This is a genomic window from Roseivirga pacifica (assembly GCF_900111145.1).
Lineage (GTDB): Bacteria > Bacteroidota > Bacteroidia > Cytophagales > Cyclobacteriaceae > Roseivirga > Roseivirga pacifica.
In genome coordinates this window covers 426,907-445,844 of sequence record NZ_FOIR01000003.1, presented here as the reverse complement: position 1 = coordinate 445,844, position 18,938 = coordinate 426,907, and the positions used below count along the sequence as shown (strand labels likewise).

The window sequence follows — 18,938 nt, the reverse complement described above, 5'->3', positions numbered from 1 at the left end:
TATGAAGTGGGGCTTTGGTTGTTTTAATGGTAAGTGCAAAACTGCTTTTTGTGGAGGAATATTGGGACATAATTAAAGAAGCCTATTCGGGTTATGCGCGCTATTTGTGGCAAGAGATCACTTTTCAGTATGATTACAAACCATGGTGGCAGAACTACTTTTGGGCGCTTATTTTAGTTTCTCTGTTCTTTTTTGCTTGGGAATGGTTAAGACCGTGGCGAAAAGATCAGCCTAAGTTTAGGAAAGACTTCTGGCTGGATGCTTTTTATATGTTCTTTAACTTCTTTCTGTTTTCGTTGATCATTTTCAATGCTATGTCGGAAGTTGTGGTGAATGCCTTTAATCAATTTCTGGGTTGGTTCGGCTTAACTAATGTGGTAGCGATTGAAATTGGTAGTTGGCCTGTGTTTTTGCAACTTTTTACACTCTTTATAGTGCGCGACTTTATTCAGTGGTGGACGCACCGACTATTGCATTATTCTCCACGATTGTGGGAGTACCACAAGGTGCATCATTCAGTGGAACAAATGGGGTTTGCCGCTCATTTGCGGTATCACTGGATGGAAACGGTGGTTTATCGAACCATGGAATATATTCCACTTGCCATGATCGGTTTTGGTATTGATGACTTCTTTTTTGTGCACATGTTTACCTTGGCTATTGGTCACTGGAACCACGCCAATATTAAAGTAAAGCTCGGGCCTTTAAAGTACTTGTTGAACAATCCGAACATGCACATGTGGCACCATGCGCACGATTTGCCTGAGGGCAGAAAGTATGGGGTTAACTTTGGACTTACGCTCAGTATTTGGGACTATCTGTTTGGAACGGCCTATATTCCACATTCAGGTAAATCTATAAAACTCGGCTTTCCAGGGGTGAAGAAATTTCCCAAGACTTTCTTTGGTCAGATTTTCCATGGGTTTAAAAGGAAGGGCTGAGTATTAAGTCTAAGCTTGGTGCAATTGATGAGTACTTAAGCAAGAAATCACAGTACTTCTTACTCGCTAGGCAATACCAATATTCCCTATATTGTTGGTATGAAAAAGTTATTCCTTCTCGCAATTATCAGTACTTTCTCTTTTCAACTTAGAGCACAAGAAGCTGATCCTAAAGATGTGTCGTCTCCTGATGCAATATTGGCTGCTTTGTATGATGTGATCTCAGGGCCGGCAGGAGAGCAGCGAGATTGGGATAGAATGAAAAGCCTTTTTATTGCTGAAGGCAGGTTGATGCCTTCTTTTAAAAATCCACAAACTGGTGAGGTGGGATATAGGGATTGGACAGTGCAGGAATACATTGACCAGGCAGGAGCGAGTTTGGAAAAGAATGGCTTTTTCGAGATTGAAATTGCTAGAAGGGCCGAGCAATACGGTACCATTATGCATGCCTTTAGCACTTACGAGTCGCGCAGAAAAGCTGATGATAAAGAGCCCTTTGCTCGAGGAATTAATAGCATTCAGTTACTCAACGGGGGAGACAGATGGTATATAGTAAGTGTGTTCTGGATGGGTGAAAATGCTGAATTTCCGTTGCCTCAGAAGTATTTAGAGGATAACTAACTAATCTCTAATGCCAGGGCGGAAAGTGAAACGTCAATTTGAGCTTCAATAGCGCTATTGTTGCTTTGATAACTGATTTTACCACGGCTATAAGTGTATTCCAAAAAGATCGGGTCTTCGTCATTCGATAGTTCAAATCGAATGGCTTTTGCTTTACCCACTTTCAAGTAAGTTGTTGCGTCTATAATCTGTTTAGGCTCGAATATTTTTATTACTTGTCCAGTATCTAAATAAAAGGTAAGCAGCCCCTTTTCTTTTGTAAATTCAGCCCTCTCAAATCTGTGAAGAAAATCTCCGTGACGGCCGTAGTTGTCGCCAAAAATACTGATAGAGCCACCTTTAAATAGTTGTTCTTTATTGTTGATTAGAGTTGCCAGTTCTGCAGGTTTACGCTTCTTATTTAATCTGCTTTCCGTGGCTGCTAAATGATTGTCGAGATCGGGAGTTGCTTGGATGGAAGCCATAAACTGAATTCCACCTCGCTTACGCACAGTTCTGTAGATAAACCTACTGAATAAAAGGCTTGCAATGAAAATTCCCAAGCAAATGGTTACACCCAAGTACCCTTTAAGGTCGTTGAGTAGAACAATCCCGATAATATTTAAGCCAATGAACGGAAGGGCAGACAGATAGAGAGACTGGATGAAATTGGTGAAGCCTTTCATAAATATTGAGCTGAAGGTAACGCAGCTTTTTGAAAAGGCGAAAAACAAGATGGGGTTAATTGTTTTGTTCCTCGCCTTTTAATTTCAGTTTCTAGCTCCTGACTTTCCTCTTCCTATCCGTAAATTTCGTTAATAATGCCTGCCAAACGAACGCCAGCTTGTAAAACACGCTGTTTTACCAGATCGAAGTTGTCGTAAGAATAGCGGTAGCTAATGCGGCCATTCTCTGGAATAGCGTAAACCTGATCGCGATAGCTCATAGATTCATAAGCCCATTCGCGAACTGTAGCAGACTGCCATTCTGCAACTTGCGCTTTGGTTGGATGGTTTACCCAATCCGCAAACTCGGTATAGCTAAACTGTTTGCCATCGATCATTCTGCTGTCCCAAACACTATGTAGATTTGTACTGCTGCCAAACCACTCTACTTTTACATCATTTCCACCACGGTCTTCACCATTTCCAACATGTAGTGGTTGGTGAATATCGCCTACCATGTGCACCAAGAATTTCAGTTTAGTTGCTTCTTCTTCGGCAGAAAGTCCGCCTTGTTTTAGCTCTGCAATAATGGTTTCAATGGCTTTGATTACATCGCCACCTTCTTGTTCTGGCGCTTCTTCGTAAGTCATGCCATCGGGAATAGTGCAGTAATGCCAAGTGTTGGCGTAGTCATAGGCACGGTCAGAGCGAATCTCGTCCATCCATGTGCTTACTTCTGCAAGGGTTTCGGTGCCCAAAACTCTTTTTACTTGCTTTTGCGCTTTCTTGGTTAACATTTGATCAGCAATATGACCAATGGTTCTATGGCCAATTTGTCCCCAGAAAAACACAGGAGAAGCTGATAATAAAAGTGCGCAAGCGCATAGTACAAATAGAGTTGGGTACTTTTTCATAGCATTGAATTTCGACAAAAATAAATGGCATCGCTCCAACTGCCATGAGTTTATTTTAAATTTTGGTTATGGAATTTGTGGGAGGTAATGCAAGGGTAATAGTAGGTGTGATTTTACAGTGTCTGACAGTGTCCATCTTAAAATCTAATTTTCCTATCTTTCGTTTTTATGCTTGCTATGAAAAGAACGGTATTCCTTATTCTGCTTTTTGTATCTGTATCGCTTTCCGCTCAAACTGAAAGAGGCCGCTACACTTTCGTTTTTCTCAACACCGATCCGGATAGGGCTGAGCTGCCAAAGAATCAGGTAGATAGTTTACAGGCTGGGCATATTGCGAACATAAACCGTTTGGTTAAAGAGCAGAAGATGATTGCCGCAGGACCTTACTATACTGGTGGAGGAATATTTATTTTCGACACTAATTTGGAGGAAACTCAGGTGGTGCTCGATTCTGATCCGGCCATTGCCGCTGGTCGCTTTAAGTTAGAGGTTTACCCCTTCGATATGCAGGATGGTAAAATCTGTACCTTATGGCACAAAAATGAGGCGGATATAGCCATGACTACTTACCACTTTGTGCGCTACGAAACTGATTTTGATCATGATGGAGCTCCGGCCGCCAAAACGAATCGCTTTACACAAACGCTAATTGATAATGTGAAGTACAAGGAGAAGGGTGTGAATGTTTTGGGTGTGTTGAATTTTACAGAAAACCGAGGTCAAGTAGTTATTTACGCTTCAGACAAAGAAGAAGGCAATGAAAACCTCTTTTCGACCCACGAATTGGTGGGGAAAGGTGTAATGAAAATGACACACAAAAAGCTCTACTTTCCTGAAGGAATTTTTTGCGAGAATTGATTTACGCGTTTCCTATCTAAGTATTCGTTGAGTTTTTAGGATTAATCCTCTTCGTTCAGAATCAGCTTTTTTACTGGTTTCTGGTAGTTTCTGCCAATAGGTAAGAGTTTGCCGTCAATTTCTACACAGTTACCTTCTATAGCCCTAACCTTATGCAGGTTAATGATAAACGACCTGTGAATACGCACAAATTGGTCGGGGGGAAGGTGTTCCGCAATGCTCACAAGGTTGTTGTGGTTGATCAGTTTTTCCGTTCGCGTTTTTACACAAACATAGTCCTTCAGGCTTTCGATGTAGATAATGTCATCGAAACGAACCTTTACCATGCGTTTGTCAATTTTTAGGAATACATGGTCTTTCTCCTGCGATTGCTGACTATTGTTGGCGGTAGCCGGAGCAGTAGCGCCACCTTGAGAAAGTCGTTTTTCAATTCGGGCAATGGAATTCATAAAACGCTCAATAGAGATAGGTTTTACCAGGTAGTCGGTCGCTTCAAGATCGAAGCTTTCAACAGCGTACTCTCTAAATGCGGTGGTTATAACTACTAGGGGTGGGTTTTTTAGGTTTCTAATTAAATCCAGCCCGCTCATGGTCGGCATGTTGATGTCTAAAAAGAGCACATCAATATGTTCTTTGGAAATGATTGAGAAAGCATCAACGGCATTTTGTGCTGTGGCGGCCAGCTCAAAATCCGGAAAGCTCTCCAAGTACCGCTTTATCACATTGATGGCCAATGGCTCATCATCCACAATCAACACTTTGTACTTCATTTTATAGGCAGTTTGAGCACTACTTTATAAACCCCCTCGTCATCGGTTACTTTTAGGTAGTAGTCGTTCTCGTATCTTAAGTTCAGTCTTCTTTCGGTATTTTTCAAGCCAATTCCGTAATCAGTTTTCCGGATCAGCTTTTCATGCACTTGCTCTTCCCCCGATATCTCGTTCTCGCAAATAAAAAGGAGTTCATTCATTTTTATGCTAAAAGAGATACTTATCGGTATGTGTTTTTTTCGGGTTGAGGTACCGTGTTTAAAGGCATTTTCAATAAAAGGAATAAACAACAGCGGGGGAACTTCAATGTTCGAAATGTTGCCTTGCAAGCTAAAGTTTAGGTCCAGTCGGCTGCCAAACCTGAGCCGCTCTAAGTCTATATAGTTCTGAATATGGCTTACTTCATCCTCTAACGGTACCATCGATTTTGCACTGTCGTATATCACGTAGCTCATTAATTCAGAAAGCTTTATTACGGTTTCTGGAGCTCGGTCCGACTTGTCGAGTGTTAAGGAGTAAAGATTGTTTAGGGTATTGAAAAAGAAGTGTGGCTGTATTTGTGACTTCAAATAAGCTAGTTCGGTTTCTAGCTGTGATTTCTGAAGTGCTGAGGCCTTGTTTTTAAACTTCACCCAATCTATAGTAATTTTAATAGCCGCTGCAATTCCTAATACATAGATCTCGCCAAAAAATGCAGCAGCTATGTAGTTAAACCCAAAAAGCTCTTCGTCTCGTCCCGATTCTTTAAAAACCTCGGTGGTTACCAATTCATAAGTAAGTACGATTCTTATAAAAGTGATTACCAGGGTGGCTATAAATAGTAAGCTAATAAAGTAGCCTGTTTTCTTAGGTAGAAATTTAGGCATTAGATAGTACAGTGTAAAGTACACCAATGCAATGTGGAGTGGGAATTCTACCAGGTTCGATTCGAGCGAGTAGACGTAATCATCAAAGTAATGCCCCCACCTGAGTGTATTGATAAGAAAATAGCAAAGCCAAAAAAGCACATGATAGAGTGCTGGGTAATTGGTATAAGAATATCGCTTAGATAATGCTGAGCTCATAGGGTATAGCTCCACTGGTGCGACATGAGGGCTTCTGTTCAAGGTTGGTAGCTGCTTAGTGCTCTTCTAATAAATCAACCTATTTTAAACCCCACTATAAAATTCGCTCAATGGATGTTTTATCTCGCTAAAAGTAAAGTTTTGATGTCTGGAAAACGTTTGTCAATTCTGTGGATTCAAACTTATACGAAATAATTCCATTCAGCTAATATATTTCATCATTTGTTAATATTCCCTAAATATTGAAGGATTACACGCTATGAAACGGACATAAACTTAAAGCAATGTCAATGAAGAAAAATTTACTTTTTAAGAGCCTGGCGGTATTGCTACTTCTCTTTAGTGGGGTAGGAGCATACGCGCAGCAGGTAACTGTATCCGGTAAGGTTACCGGAAGCGATGACGGCCTGGGGATACCCAGCGTAAACGTTCGTGTTAAAGGCACGACTTCTCAAGGTACTGTTAGTGATGCTGACGGTAATTATGAAATTGTAACCTCTGAGGGGGCTACATTGGTTTTCTCTTTTATAGGTTATACCGCAAAAGAGGTGGTTGTTGGTAATCAAACTACTATTAACGTAGTGTTGGTGCCAGAATCTACTGCCTTGGAAGATGTGGTGGTAACTGCCTTTGGTGTTGAAAGAGAAAAGAAAGCACTAGGATACTCTATGACTGCAGTAGGCGGTGAAGAGGTATCTCAGATTAAAGCACAAAACCCAATCAACTCTTTGGCTGGTAAGGTAGCTGGTGTTGTTGTTTCGCCTGGTACTTTCGGTCCTGGTAGTAGTACAAGGGTAATTATTCGTGGTAATAACTCACTAACGGGTAACAACCAACCATTATATGTAATTGATGGTGTGCCAATGAACGATTCAAGCTTTGGTTCATCTAATTCAGATGTGGCCAGTGAATTCTCAAGAAATGATTATGGTAACGGTATCTCTGATATTAACCCTGATGATATTGAGTCAATTTCTGTGCTTAAAGGACCAAATGCTGGTGCACTTTATGGTTCGCGTGCTAGTAACGGGGTTATTCTTATTACAACTAAAAAAGGTACACAAAACCGCGGCCTTGGAGTGTCTGTAACTAGTAACTACTTGTCGCAAACACCAATGTTGCTTCCTGAATTCCAGAATCAGTATGGTCAAGGTACCAATGGTAACCCTCTACTTACTACCGGGGCATCTTGGGGTGGCGCATTAGATGGGTCTTCTCAGCCTTATTATACAGGCGAAAACAGACCTTATTCTCCACAAACAGGGAATATCGAGAACTTCTTCAGAACAGGATCATCTTTCGTTAATACCATAGCAATTGATGGTGGAAACGAAAAGGCAAGTGCCAGATTCTCTTACACTAACACCGATTCTAAGTCTATTCTACCTAATTCAGGTATTAAAAAGAACAACTTCAACCTAAGAGCATTCACTAGACTTACGGATAAATTCTCGCTAGATTCTAAGGTGAGTTATTCGGTAACAGAAGGTACTAACCGTGCCTCATTGGGTACTGAGGGTGTTGTTGCCAATTTGTATGCAATTCCTAGAAACATCGCATTGGGAGATTTGAGAGACTACCAAAACGATGACTTGAGTGTAAGAACTTATAACAGTGGCGCTTCTAACCCTTATTGGGTGCTTTACAATGACATCAATAATGATGTTAGAGAGCGTTTGATCGGGTTTGTTAAGTTGGACTACCAACTTACGGAAGAACTTTCTGTATTTGCTAGAGTAGGTGGTGACTTTACTGGCCAAAAAATTGAGTCTGTAAATCAATACGGACACTGGTTCTATGGTTCAGGTAGATTCAACTACTCAAACAATAAGGCAAGCGAGGTAAACAGCGACTTCCTTTTTACTTATACTAAGAAATCTTCTGGCGACTTTGGTTTCTCTGCAAACTTTGGTGGTAACCACAGGGTTTCTAAAGCAGAGAGCATGTCTATTTATGGTGAAGGGTTTAAAATTCCAACACAAGCAACAGTAGCCAGTGCTACAGTTTTAATTCCTGATTACTCTTTCGAAAGAAGAAAAGAAGTGAGCTCGCTATACGCATCAGCGCAGCTGTCTTATCAAGACATAGTTTTCCTTGATATTACTGGTAGAAACGACTGGTCTTCTACATTGCCAGAGGCTAATCGTTCATTCTTCTACCCATCAGCTAGTTTATCAGTGCTTTTAAACGAAGTATTTGAGCTAGATAACTCTTTTGTGAACTTGTTGAAAGCACGTGCCAGTTGGGCTAAAGTGGGTAATGATACGGATCCATTCCAGTTAGATAATACCTTTGTTTTGAATCAAAACGGATACTTGGGTAGAACTACGCTTTCTAGACCAACCACGCGTTACGATGAAGACCTAAAGCCAGAGCAAGTTGGAACTTTCGAGCTTGGTTTAGAGTGGCAAATGCTTGAAAGCAGACTTTACGGTGACCTAACTTACTATGACATTACTTCAAAAGATTTGATTTGGGGTGTGCCAGTGGCGGCATCTACAGGTTATTCTTTCTATAACACAAACGTAGGCGAAATCAATAACAAAGGTTTTGAATTCCTAGTGGGTGGTATTCCAATTCAAAGAGCGAATTTCTCTTGGGATGTGTCATTCAACATAGCTCACAATAAGAATAGCTTGGTAGAGTTTATCGAAGATTTGGAAAGCTTCCAGTTCACCAGCACAAACGGTGGTACTGTAAGTGTACAAGCTACCAAAGGTGGTGGTTACGGTGATATCTATGGAACTACTTGGGCTAAAAACGATGCCGGACAGTTGATTGTTAACTCTGAAGGTATTCCTACAGCAACCTCAGATAGAACCTTGTTGGGTAACTATCAGCCTGATTGGGTAGGTGGTTTAACTAACTCTTTCAGCTACAAAAACTTCAGCCTTAGATTATTGATCGATGCCAGAATTGGTGGAGAGATTTACTCTGGTGCTGATGCAGGCTTAGACGGTTCTGGTGTTTCTAGCAGATCACTTCAGTACAGAGATGGTGGTGTGGTGTTAGATGCCGTTACCAATACTGGTACGCCAGAAAATCCAGTATGGACTCAGAATACAGAGACTATTACTTCTCAGGAGTATTTCGGAGCACTTGGTGGAATAGCAGAGAATTACTTGTACGATCAAACGAATATTCGTTTGAGAGAAGCTGCACTTACTTATAGAGTTCCTGGCGGATTGCTTGAGAATACCTTCTTAAACCGAGCATCTATAAGCCTTGTGGGTAGAAACCTGTTCTTCTTTAAAAAGGAGATCGAAAACTTCGACCCAGAGTCTAGCTACAGTACGACTTCTTTCGCGCAAGGTGTACTTTACTATAACCTGCCTTCTACAAGAAGTCTTGGTTTCGACATAAACTTGAGTTTCTAATTTTTGAAAAGAAGCGTTATGAAAAATATATATAAATCATTGTTAGTCTTTTTGTTGATTGGTGCAGTAGCCTGTACCTCAGACTTCGATGAAATTAACAAGCAACCTGGCGCCATTACTACAGACGAAGCCAGTGCGAAGTACTTCTTAACAAACGTTCAGTTTGTGCTATATGGTCCGGATCGATTTCCGTATTGGAGAGGGCCTTTAATTCACGGTGATAGATTTGCCGGTTACTTTACATTTGGGTTTAGCGGCAGCTGGTGGAACGATGGCTTAGGTTATACCTACAATGGTGGTTATACCGATGCTACGTACGATTGGTTAGACGGATACCTTGGTGGCCTAGATAACTTCTTGGAGATAACTGCAGTTGGTGGTGAATTCGAAAATGAGCGAATGAATGCAGTGGGTAAAATCTTAAAGGGATTATACTTCACTAAATTCACCGATGTGTTTGGAGAACTTCCTTATTCTGAGGCTGGAGATCCAGATATTTTAACACCTAAGTTCGATACTCAGATGGAAATCTATCAGGGAGTATTGGCCGAGCTTGATGAAGCGATTGCTACTATTGGCAGCGAAACGTCAACAGGTGCAGGTGTTCAAGACATGGCCGAGAATGACCTGATTTTTGATGGCGACCTTCAGAAATGGAAGAAGTTGGCCAATACTTTAAAGCTTAAAATTGGTATTAGAGCATTAGGTGCTCCTGCAGCAAATTTTGCTGAAACTGCAATTAATGAGGCTTTAGCGGGTGAACTGATGGAAACTACTGGAGAAGACGCTCTTTTGATCAAAGATGAAGTAATATCTCAGTGGACCAGTGCTAGTTATGGCGATGTTTGGCACAACTTCGGTGGCCTTGGTTCTAAGTGGCATATGGGCGAAGTGCTTATTAACGAGCTTAGAGATAACAATGACCCAAGACTTTCTGTGTTTGCTAAACCTGCTCAAGGTGGTTCAATGACTTTGAGAAAGCCAGTAAATGCAGATGAGATTAAGGCCTTTGACTTAATGAAGGAAACACTTGACGATGCAGGTGTAGTTTACAACACCAGTGAAACTGCTGATGAAGTAACTATCTCTTTTGCTGCAGATCAGTACTATGTAGGTCAGCCTACAAGATTGAACGGAATCGCACAAGATTATGCGGCTTGGGAAATGTTCTCAACTCCTGCTGATGAGATCGTTAACCCTAAAAATGGTGGTCCAATTACTCCCGAAATCATTTTAACTTCTGCAGATGCTTACTTTTTGCGTGCAACTGCTGCTGTAAAAGGTGTAAGTAGTGAAGATGCTAATGCAATGTATCAAGCGGGTATTAACAGCTCAATGGAGCGTTGGGGGGTAGGAAGCGGAGAAATTGCCGACTATTTGGCTAACTCGCCAATGGGTACACTTTCAGGTTCTACCGATGAAATGCTCGAAATGATCAATACGCAAAGATGGATTGCTAACTACACCAATGGTTTCGAAGGCTGGTCAATCGTGCGTAAGTCTGGTTACCCAGCTGCATTGGCTGGCGGAGTATCTGATACTGATATCTTTAGCATGGGTGAAATTAATGGTGCATACCCAACTAGAATGAGATATGGTAATAGTGCCAGAAGTACAAATGGAACTAACCTTGATGAGGCAATTGGCCGACAAGGACCTGATGCAATGGACACCAAACTTTGGTGGGCTAAAGACTAATATTACTTAGTTCAAAAAAAGGCGCTGAATCATATAAGATCAGCGCTTTTTTAAAGCTTAAACGCAGTTTTTTAAGCTTTCTGCACTTAGCCGATAAAGCCTGCGTTTAAGCTAAATTTTTTCCAAAGCGTAACTCGCTACTATAACTTTATCATCAGTTAAAGCAGTAACTTAGACATTTCACAAATGATTGCCTTGATGACTACTAAAAGTGAAAAATCACAAAGGTTGACCAGGAAACAATGGTCGGCTCTTGAAGAAACTAAATTCGAAAACATCCACACCGATGTGTTTGGAGAATCGGCCGAGGCTGCAGTTGCAGTGGCCAAAGAAATTGCCTCACTTATTCGTTACAAAACCAACCGAAATGAGCACTGCGTGCTAGGATTGGCTACTGGTTCATCACCAATTAAGGTGTATCAAGAATTGGTGAGACTTCACAAAGAAGAAGGGCTTTCCTTTAAAAATGTCATCAGCTTTAACCTAGATGAATACTACGGTTTAGGCAAAGAAGATGTGCAAAGCTATGTGTACTTTATGCATCATCATTTGTTCGATCATGTAGACATTCTCCCAGAGAATATTAACATTCCTGATGGAACAATACCATACGATAAAATCAGCAACTACTGTGCTTACTACGAAGAGCGAATTGAATCTTTTGGTGGATTAGACTTTCAGTTGTTGGGGATTGGTAGAACGGGGCATATCGGTTTTAACGAACCAGGTTCTAAAGAGTCTTCTACCACAAGGTTAATAACTCTAGATTACCTTACAAGGCAAGATAATGCCTTCGCTTTCGACCAGTTTGACGAAGTGCCAAAGAAGGCAATTACCATGGGGGTTGGCACTATTTTAAAAGCCAAGCGCATTGTGATTATGGCGTGGGGTTTGAAAAAAGCCGAAATTGTTTTCAAAACGGTAGAGGGAGAAATGTCAACAGATATTCCTGCAACATTCCTCCAACTGCATGAGGACGTTACTTTTGTAATGGACGACCTTGCTGCTGCTGACCTTACGCGATACAAAACACCGTGGTTGGTTGGCGATACTGTTTGGACAGATGAAATGGCTCGAAAAGCGGTGGTTTGGCTGAGTCAAAAACTTCAAAAGCCAATTCTAAAACTTACCGATCGTGACTATAACGATCACAACATGTCTGATTTATTGGTGGCAAAATCGGCCTACGATGTTAACATCAGCATGTTCAACCATTTTCAACACACCATTACCGGTTGGCCAGGCGGTAAGCCAAAAGCAGATGATTCTCAAAGACCTGAAAGAGCTGAGCCAGCTAAAAAACGCGTACTACTATTTAGCCCACACCCTGATGATGATGTGATCTCAATGGGAGGGACTTTCCTCAGGTTAATTCAGCAAGGGCACGATGTGCATGTGGCTTATCAAACCTCTGGCAATATTGCCGTGAGCGATCATGAGGCTTTAATGTATGCTGAGTTTGCCAAGGCGCTCACGCAGTCTGGTGGTAAAGATGCAGATACGGCTTTGTTCGATAAGGCAATAAAACTGCTTAAGGGCAAGCGCAATTTTAAGGTAGTACCGGAAGAAATTAGAACTTTAAAAGGTTTGATCAGAAGGGGTGAGGCAATGAGCGCATGCCGTTCATACGGCTTACCTGAAGAAAAAGTGCACTACTTGGATATGCCTTTTTATGAAACCGGAACAGTCGAAAAATCTCCGCTGGGTAAAAAGGATGTGAAAATCATTCAGGACTTAATTGAAGAAATTAAACCGCACCAGATTTATGCCGCAGGCGATTTGGCAGATCCACATGGCACTCATAAAGTTTGCTTCGATGCCATATTGAAAGCGCTTCAAGGCTTAAAAGGTAAGGAGTCGGTAAAAGATAGCTGGCTGTGGTTATACCGTGGTGCATGGCACGAGTATCCAATTGACGAAATTGAAATGGCCGTTCCACTTAGCCCAGACGAGGTGTTGAGAAAACGCGAAGCCATCTTTAGACATCAGTCGCAGAAAGACGGAGTGATGTTCCAGGGGAACGATAGCAGAGAGTTCTGGGAAAGAGCCGAAGACCGCAACAAGGCAACGGCTATTAAATACAACGAGCTTGGATTAGCAGAATACGAAGCAATGGAGGCTTTCAAGCGCTTCCACTTTTAAAATTCATCTATGACCATATTGAAACGCGATATTAAGGTAGCCCTTACGCTACTTCTACTGGTGAACTGTTTCCTTTTGAAAGGCTTTCAATCTGAGAAATACCAGGATGTTATTCCTGTTCCTCAGCAAGTTAGCGTTGCAGAGGGGCTTTTCGAAGTGAATGAGGATTTCAAAATTTCCATTCAGGGCGATCCTAACGAAAGGCTCTATGGAGCAAGCACTAGGTTCTTGAGAAGATTGAGCGGAAGAACTGGTGTCTTCCTGAAATCAGGTTATGTAACCGAACAGAACAATGGTGCAAATGGCAATTTTGTAATTGAAGTCGAAAGACCTGGTGAACTGGTTGTAGGAGAAGATGAAAGCTACGAATTAGAAGTAAAAAGAGACCGTATATTCCTCCATGCAACTACGGAGCTCGGAGCCATGCATGGCCTCGAGACCGTGTTGCAACTATTGGCTTTTGATGGTGCTACCCCTGTAATCGCTGCCGGAAAGGTAACTGATGAGCCACGCTTTCCTTGGCGTGGACTTATGATGGACGTTTCCCGTCATTTCCAGCCAATTGAGGTGATAAAAAGAAATATCGATGGCCTGGCAGCGGTAAAAATGAATGTGCTTCACTTGCACCTAACCGATGATCAGGGTTTTAGAGTAGAAGTAAAGTCATATCCACAGTTGTATCAAAAGGGCTCTGATGGTCAGTATTTCACCCAAGAGGAGCTAAAGACCATTGTGTCTTACGCAGCAGATAGAGGGATTAGGGTTGTGCCTGAATTCGATGTGCCTGGGCATGCTACCTCATGGTTAACGGCCATGCCTGAACTGGGTAGCCGACCAGGTGTTGAAAGCTACAGTATGGAAAGAAATGCTGGCATTTTCGATCCTACTTTAGACCCTACTAATGAAAAGGTATATGAAGTTTTAGAGGCTGTATTCACCGAAATGGCTGCCATTTTTCCTGATGAGTACTTTCATATTGGTGGAGATGAGAACGAAGGTAAAGATTGGGACGCGAACCCTGAGATTCAGGCCTTCAAAGAAAAACATGGTTACAAGGATAATCACGAGTTACAGAATCACTTTAATAAGCGCTTGCTGAAAACGCTCACAGCGCTAAACAAGAAAATGGTAGGCTGGGATGAAATCTTACAAGAAGGATTACCCAAAACTGCCGTCATACAATCATGGAGGGGTATTGAAGCCTTGCTTAGCTCAGCAGAGCAAGGCTATCAAACCTTCCTTTCAAATGGTTATTACATCGATTTAATGCATTCTGTGGAGGATCATTACTATGTGGATCCACTGCCTGCAGACCACAAATTAACAGATGAACAAGCCGCCAATATATTGGGTGGTGAGGCAACTATGTGGGCCGAATTGGTGGTGCCTACTACGGTAGATAGCCGTGTTTGGCCACGTACTGCGGCAATTGCAGAGCGTTTATGGTCGCCACAATCAGTTGGCGATTTAAAGGATTTATACAGAAGGCTAGAAATCATTAGCCTTCAATTGGAAGAGCTCGGTTTGCAGCACATTACCAGCCGAAACATGATTTTGAGAAAACTGGCTAACGGTCAAGACTCAGAGGCGCTTAAGATAATTAGTGATTTAACAGGTCCACTGCAGGGCTATACCAGAAACCCAGGTGGTACCATGTATAAGTCGCATAGTCCATTTACCCTTTGGGCAGATGCTTGTATTGCGGATGCTGAAAGTTCAACGACTTTCCGTTTTGCCATGGAACAATTCATGCAAAACCGGTCGGAAGATGCTTTGGCAAGCTTAGAGACGTCACTAGAACTTTGGGCGAGCAATCATGCTGCGTTGGCAGAGATTGTTAAAGGAGCACCTTTGGCGCAGCCCGCTTACGAGCTATCGGTTAAGCTGAACAAAGCCGCTGCGGTAGCGCATGAGGCAATTGCTTATTACAAATCGGGTACTCAGCCTACAGCAAAGTGGCTAGAAAGTGCCAAGAATACACTTGAAATGGCTGGTGAACAAGTTGGTAGAACCGAACTGAGACCAGTGGAAGATATTGAAAAATTGGTCGATAGATTGACCGTAAATAATTAATAGTCCATGGAGTTAGCAGTAATTGATTGGGCAGTAATCGTTTTATTTTTTGTGGTGTCTCTGCTGATTGGCGTTATAATCGCCAAGAAGGCAGGGGCTAGCTCAGCCGATTTCTTTCTTTCAGGAAGAAATATGCCCTGGTGGCTACTTGGAGTTTCCATGGTAGCCACCACTTTTTCGGCAGATACCCCAAACCTTGTTACCGATATTGTCCGTAAAGACGGTGTTTCGGGTAACTGGGGCTGGTGGGTGTTTTTGCTTACCGGTATGCTCACGGTTTTTGTTTACTCACGCCTTTGGAGAAGATCCGAGGTAATGACCGACTTGGAGTTTTATGAACTACGATATAGCGGAAAAGCTGCGGCTTTTTTAAGAGGTTTTAGGGCGATTTACTTAGGGGTGTTTTTCAACGTAATGATCATGGCTACAGTATCGTTGGCCGCGATCAAACTAGGTTCTGTTTTACTAGGCCTTACCGCCATAGAAACACTTTTGGCGGCATCTATTGTGACTGTTATTTATAGCTCTTTAGGAGGGCTAAAAGGTGTGCTTATCACCGATTTCTTCCAGTTTTTTATTGCCATGGTGGGGTCGGTTTGGGCGTGTTCTGTTATTGTGAATTTGCCGGAGGTTGGAGGGCTTTCAAGCCTTGTGACCAACGAGGCTATAGTACCAAAGCTCGATTTTTTACCAGACTTCACCAATACTGAAGCGCTCATTATGGTGTTCATTATACCGATTGCGGTTCAGTGGTGGAGTGTTTGGTATCCTGGTTCTGAACCGGGAGGTGGAGGCTACATTGCACAGCGTATGCTTTCTGCTAAAGACGAAAAGAATGCGTTGGGAGCAACCTTACTATTTAATGTGGCACACTACGCTTTGAGGCCTTGGCCATGGATTTTAATTGCACTGGCTTCTATCCTTGTTTTTCCTGATTTGGAAAGTATAAAGCAGGCATTCCCTCATGTGGATCCGAAATTGGTGAATGATGATATGGCCTATCCAGCCATGCTTAGATATTTGCCGACCGGCTTATTGGGTATAGTAATTGCCTCTTTGATTGCCGCCTTTATGTCAACACTTTCAACGCACCTCAACTGGGGTTCAAGTTATATAGTGAACGACTTTTACAAGCGATTTGTAAAGCCAGAGGCTAGCGAAAAGGAGCAGGTAATGGTTGGGCGAGTGAGTACTGTTGTACTAATGCTGCTTTCAGCTTGCTTGGCTTTGTTCCTTGATAGTGCGGTGCAAGCCTTTAATATTTTGCTTTCAATTGGTGCTGGTACCGGATTGATTTTTATTCTGCGCTGGTTCTGGTGGCGAATCAATGCTTTTACCGAGATAGCCGGAATGGTGATTTCGCTTTTGGTAGCCATTTATTTTGAAGTGCTACATGCTAGGTTGGGTTTCGAACCTATTGAAGATGCTTACAGGCTGGTGCTAAGCGTGGCGGTAACCACAGCCGTATGGTTATTGGTTACTTTTTTAACCCGACCAACTGATAGTAAGGTACTCAAGAATTTCTACGAGAAGATCAAGCCTGCTTCCATTGGTTGGAAGACTTTCATTAAGCAAGAAGAGGCAAAAGGAGTGAGGATTGACGCCAGTAACTCCAAAGAGAATTTAGCTAATGAGATTTTGGCAATGGTTATAGGCTGTGTAGGTGTTTACGCAGCGCTGTTTGGCTTGGGTAGTTTGCTATATGGCCGAACCACCGCAGCAATACTATTATTCCTTTTGGCAGGAATAAGCACATACGCCTTACTCAAGGTTTGGAAAAAACTTAAAATCACAAAAGCATGAAACGAAAAGTAGCCATAGGAATAGATATTGGAGGTACTTCCACCAAATATGGTGCAGTAGATGAGTTCGGGCAAATTCACTTTCAGGGCCGACTTTCAACTGCGAAATTTGGCGACTTTGAGACCTATGTAAAAGTGCTGACCAGGAACATTCAGAACGAACTGGAGACTGGTAATCAGTACATGGAGGTGATTGGTGTGGGTATTGGAGCACCACATGGGGTAAGACAACGCGGCACTATCGAGCATGCATCTAACCTACCTTGGAAGGGTGTATTGCCACTTGTGAGCGAAATGAAAGCCTGCATGGGCGTAGATGTTACCTTAACAAACGATGCGAATGCCGCAGCTATTGGTGAGCTGATTTTTGGCGGTGCCAAAGACATGAAAGACTTTGTGATGGTGACCTTGGGTACTGGGCTTGGCAGTGCTATTTTTTCCAACGGAAAGTTGGTGGAGGGGCATGATGGATTCGCAGGCGAACTGGGGCACGTTACATTCGAACATGAGAATGGCCGCTACTGCCGCTGCGGAAGAAGGGGCTGTTTGGAGACCTATGTTTCTGCTACAGGAATAAAACGTACCATCTTTAAGCTCCTAGCTGATCATTTTGATGATAGTGAATTGAGAACCATTAGTTTCGATAATCTTTCTACCCATATGATTACAGAGAGTGCCAAGGCAGGGGATGTGGTGGCACTTGAGGCTTTTCGTTACACAGGCCAGATCTTGGGGAGTAAATTGGCCGAAACGATTCATCACACAAACCCAGAGGCCATATTTTTATTGGGTGGCTTGTCACAAGCTGGTATGTTTATTTTTGAGCCGACCAAAGAGCATATGGAGCGAAATGTGCACCCAGTATTTAATCAAAAAGTGCAGCTTTTGGCATCTGAGTTAGAGGGTGCTTCTGCCTCAATTTTGGGTGCAGCGGCCTTGGTTTGGCATAGCGATAAAGAGTTGCTGATATCGGTTTAATCAATCAAAACCACATTTTTACCGATCACCTTTCTTTCTACCAGGTCTTGTATGGCTTGTTTGCCTTGCGCTAAGGTGTAGCTTTTATGAATGGGTTGTTTTAACTGCCCATTTTCAACCCATTTGATAAGCTGCGCAAAGTTTTGAGCGTTTTCGGTTGGCTGCTTTTGAGCAAAAGCACTCCAAAAAACGCCAACAATTGAGGCGCCTTTGAGCAATGGTAGATTCATAGGGATTTTGGAAGGGGCTCCACCAGTGAAACCAACAACTAAATACCTGCCGCCCCAAGCTAGGGCACGTACGGATGGTTCTGCATATTTGTCGCCAACGGGGTCCAATATTACATCAACCCCTTTCCCGTTGGTCAGGGCTTTGCATCTTTCTTTTAAGTCTTCCGTGGTGTAATTAATCGTTTCGTCAGCTCCGTTTGCCTTGCTTTGTGCAAGCTTTTCGTCAGTGCTTGCAGCGGCAATTACGTTTGCGCCCATAAGCTTGCCGAGTTGTATGGCAGCAGAGCCTATACCGCCTGCTGCACCTAACACCAACAAAGTCTCACCCGGTTTTAACTGTCCGCGCTGGTTCAGTGCATAGTATGCGGTGGCGCTGGTGTACATGGTGGTGGCAGCTGTAACAGGATCAACCGATTTGGAAATTCTGTAGCATTTATGGCTGTCGGCCAAGGCGTATTCTGCTAGACCGCCCCAGCCAATTTGAGCAAACACCTGATCGCCTACTTTTACATGTGTAACTTCTGAACCTACTACTTCCACAGTACCTGAAATTTCTCCCCCAGGAGCAAAAGGGAGTTCGGGTTTAAACTGGTATTTATTCTGAATAATGAGAGCATCAGGAAAGTTGATACCACATGCCTTAACTTTTATCAGCATCTGATTGGGCTTGGGTAGGGGCTTCTCTATTTCTCCTATTAAAAGGTTTTGTGTACTTCCGAATTCATGGCAAAGCAGTGCTTTCATAAACATCAATTAAGCGCTTGTTTTTATTTCGTCCAAGGCCAATAAAAAGAAAAAGCAGCCAAGAACACTTGAGCTGCTTTAA

General features: G+C 42.6%; 14 protein-coding genes. 9 read left to right on the top strand and 5 right to left on the bottom strand.

Translation table 11 applies throughout. The features are described from left to right. Positions 1–50 precede the first annotated feature (50 nt). Together BMW98_RS17060 and BMW98_RS17055 are read left to right on the top strand one after the other, a co-directional pair. A complete protein-coding gene (locus BMW98_RS17060; protein WP_245733634.1) occupies positions 51–941 on the top strand; it encodes a sterol desaturase family protein in 891 nt (296 codons plus the stop codon). 99 nt (positions 942–1,040) lie between these two features. Continuing rightward, positions 1,041–1,562 (top strand): hypothetical protein, encoded by a 522-nt coding sequence (locus BMW98_RS17055; RefSeq protein ID WP_090260138.1) that lies wholly within the window; start codon positions 1,041–1,043, stop codon positions 1,560–1,562. Here BMW98_RS17055 and BMW98_RS17050 read toward each other — a convergent pair. Both BMW98_RS17050 and BMW98_RS17045 read right to left on the bottom strand, forming a co-directional pair. Continuing rightward, positions 1,559–2,227: a hypothetical protein gene (locus BMW98_RS17050; RefSeq protein ID WP_090260136.1), complete on the bottom strand. Its 669-nt coding sequence runs from the start codon at positions 2,225–2,227 to the stop codon at positions 1,559–1,561. The two genes, BMW98_RS17055 and BMW98_RS17050, sit on opposite strands and share 4 nt — an antisense overlap. 113 nt (positions 2,228–2,340) lie before the next feature. Continuing rightward, positions 2,341–3,120 (bottom strand): S1/P1 nuclease, encoded by a 780-nt coding sequence (locus BMW98_RS17045; RefSeq protein ID WP_090260134.1) that lies wholly within the window; start codon positions 3,118–3,120, stop codon positions 2,341–2,343. A gap of 177 nt (positions 3,121–3,297) precedes the next feature. Here BMW98_RS17045 and BMW98_RS17040 point away from each other — a divergent pair, with 177 nt between their 5' ends. Further along, on the top strand, positions 3,298–3,978 hold the full coding sequence (locus tag BMW98_RS17040) for a YciI family protein (RefSeq protein ID WP_139177636.1): 681 nt from the start codon (positions 3,298–3,300) through the stop codon (positions 3,976–3,978). A gap of 41 nt (positions 3,979–4,019) precedes the next feature. Here BMW98_RS17040 and BMW98_RS17035 read toward each other — a convergent pair whose 3' ends face one another. Both BMW98_RS17035 and BMW98_RS17030 read right to left on the bottom strand, forming a co-directional pair. Continuing rightward, a complete protein-coding gene (locus BMW98_RS17035; protein WP_090260130.1) occupies positions 4,020–4,748 on the bottom strand; it encodes a LytR/AlgR family response regulator transcription factor in 729 nt (242 codons plus the stop codon). Further along, positions 4,745–5,812: a sensor histidine kinase gene (locus tag BMW98_RS17030; protein WP_139177634.1), complete on the bottom strand. Its 1,068-nt coding sequence runs from the start codon at positions 5,810–5,812 to the stop codon at positions 4,745–4,747. The genes BMW98_RS17035 and BMW98_RS17030 overlap by 4 nt, the downstream gene beginning before the upstream one ends. Positions 5,813–6,102: 290 nt before the next feature. On the opposite strand from BMW98_RS17030, the gene BMW98_RS17025 reads away from it, so the two are divergent. The 6 genes from BMW98_RS17025 (at position 6,103) to BMW98_RS17000 (ending at position 17,882) form a co-directional block, all read left to right on the top strand. After that, entirely contained in the window at positions 6,103–9,189 is a 3,087-nt protein-coding gene (locus BMW98_RS17025) for a SusC/RagA family TonB-linked outer membrane protein (protein WP_090260126.1), read from the top strand. A gap of 18 nt (positions 9,190–9,207) precedes the next feature. Beyond that, entirely contained in the window at positions 9,208–10,887 is a 1,680-nt protein-coding gene (locus tag BMW98_RS17020; protein ID WP_090260124.1) for a SusD/RagB family nutrient-binding outer membrane lipoprotein, read from the top strand. Between the two features lie 198 nt (positions 10,888–11,085). Beyond that, positions 11,086–13,029, top strand: coding sequence for a glucosamine-6-phosphate deaminase (gene nagB, locus BMW98_RS17015; RefSeq protein ID WP_090260193.1), 1,944 nt, complete (start codon positions 11,086–11,088; stop codon positions 13,027–13,029). A 9-nt stretch (positions 13,030–13,038) separates the two neighbouring features. Further along, complete coding sequence (locus BMW98_RS17010) at positions 13,039–15,102, top strand: beta-N-acetylhexosaminidase (protein ID WP_090260122.1); 2,064 nt, start codon at positions 13,039–13,041, stop codon at positions 15,100–15,102. Positions 15,103–15,108: 6 nt separating this feature from the next. After that, on the top strand, positions 15,109–16,905 hold the full coding sequence (locus BMW98_RS17005; protein ID WP_090260120.1) for a sodium:solute symporter family protein: 1,797 nt from the start codon (positions 15,109–15,111) through the stop codon (positions 16,903–16,905). Further along, a complete protein-coding gene (locus tag BMW98_RS17000; protein ID WP_090260118.1) occupies positions 16,902–17,882 on the top strand; it encodes an ROK family protein in 981 nt (326 codons plus the stop codon). The genes BMW98_RS17005 and BMW98_RS17000 overlap by 4 nt, the downstream gene beginning before the upstream one ends. On the opposite strand, the gene BMW98_RS16995 is transcribed toward BMW98_RS17000, so the two are convergent. Further along, on the bottom strand, positions 17,879–18,856 hold the full coding sequence (locus BMW98_RS16995) for an NADPH:quinone oxidoreductase family protein (RefSeq protein ID WP_090260191.1): 978 nt from the start codon (positions 18,854–18,856) through the stop codon (positions 17,879–17,881). The genes BMW98_RS17000 and BMW98_RS16995 overlap by 4 nt on opposite strands. Between the last annotated feature and the right edge of the window lie 82 nt (positions 18,857–18,938).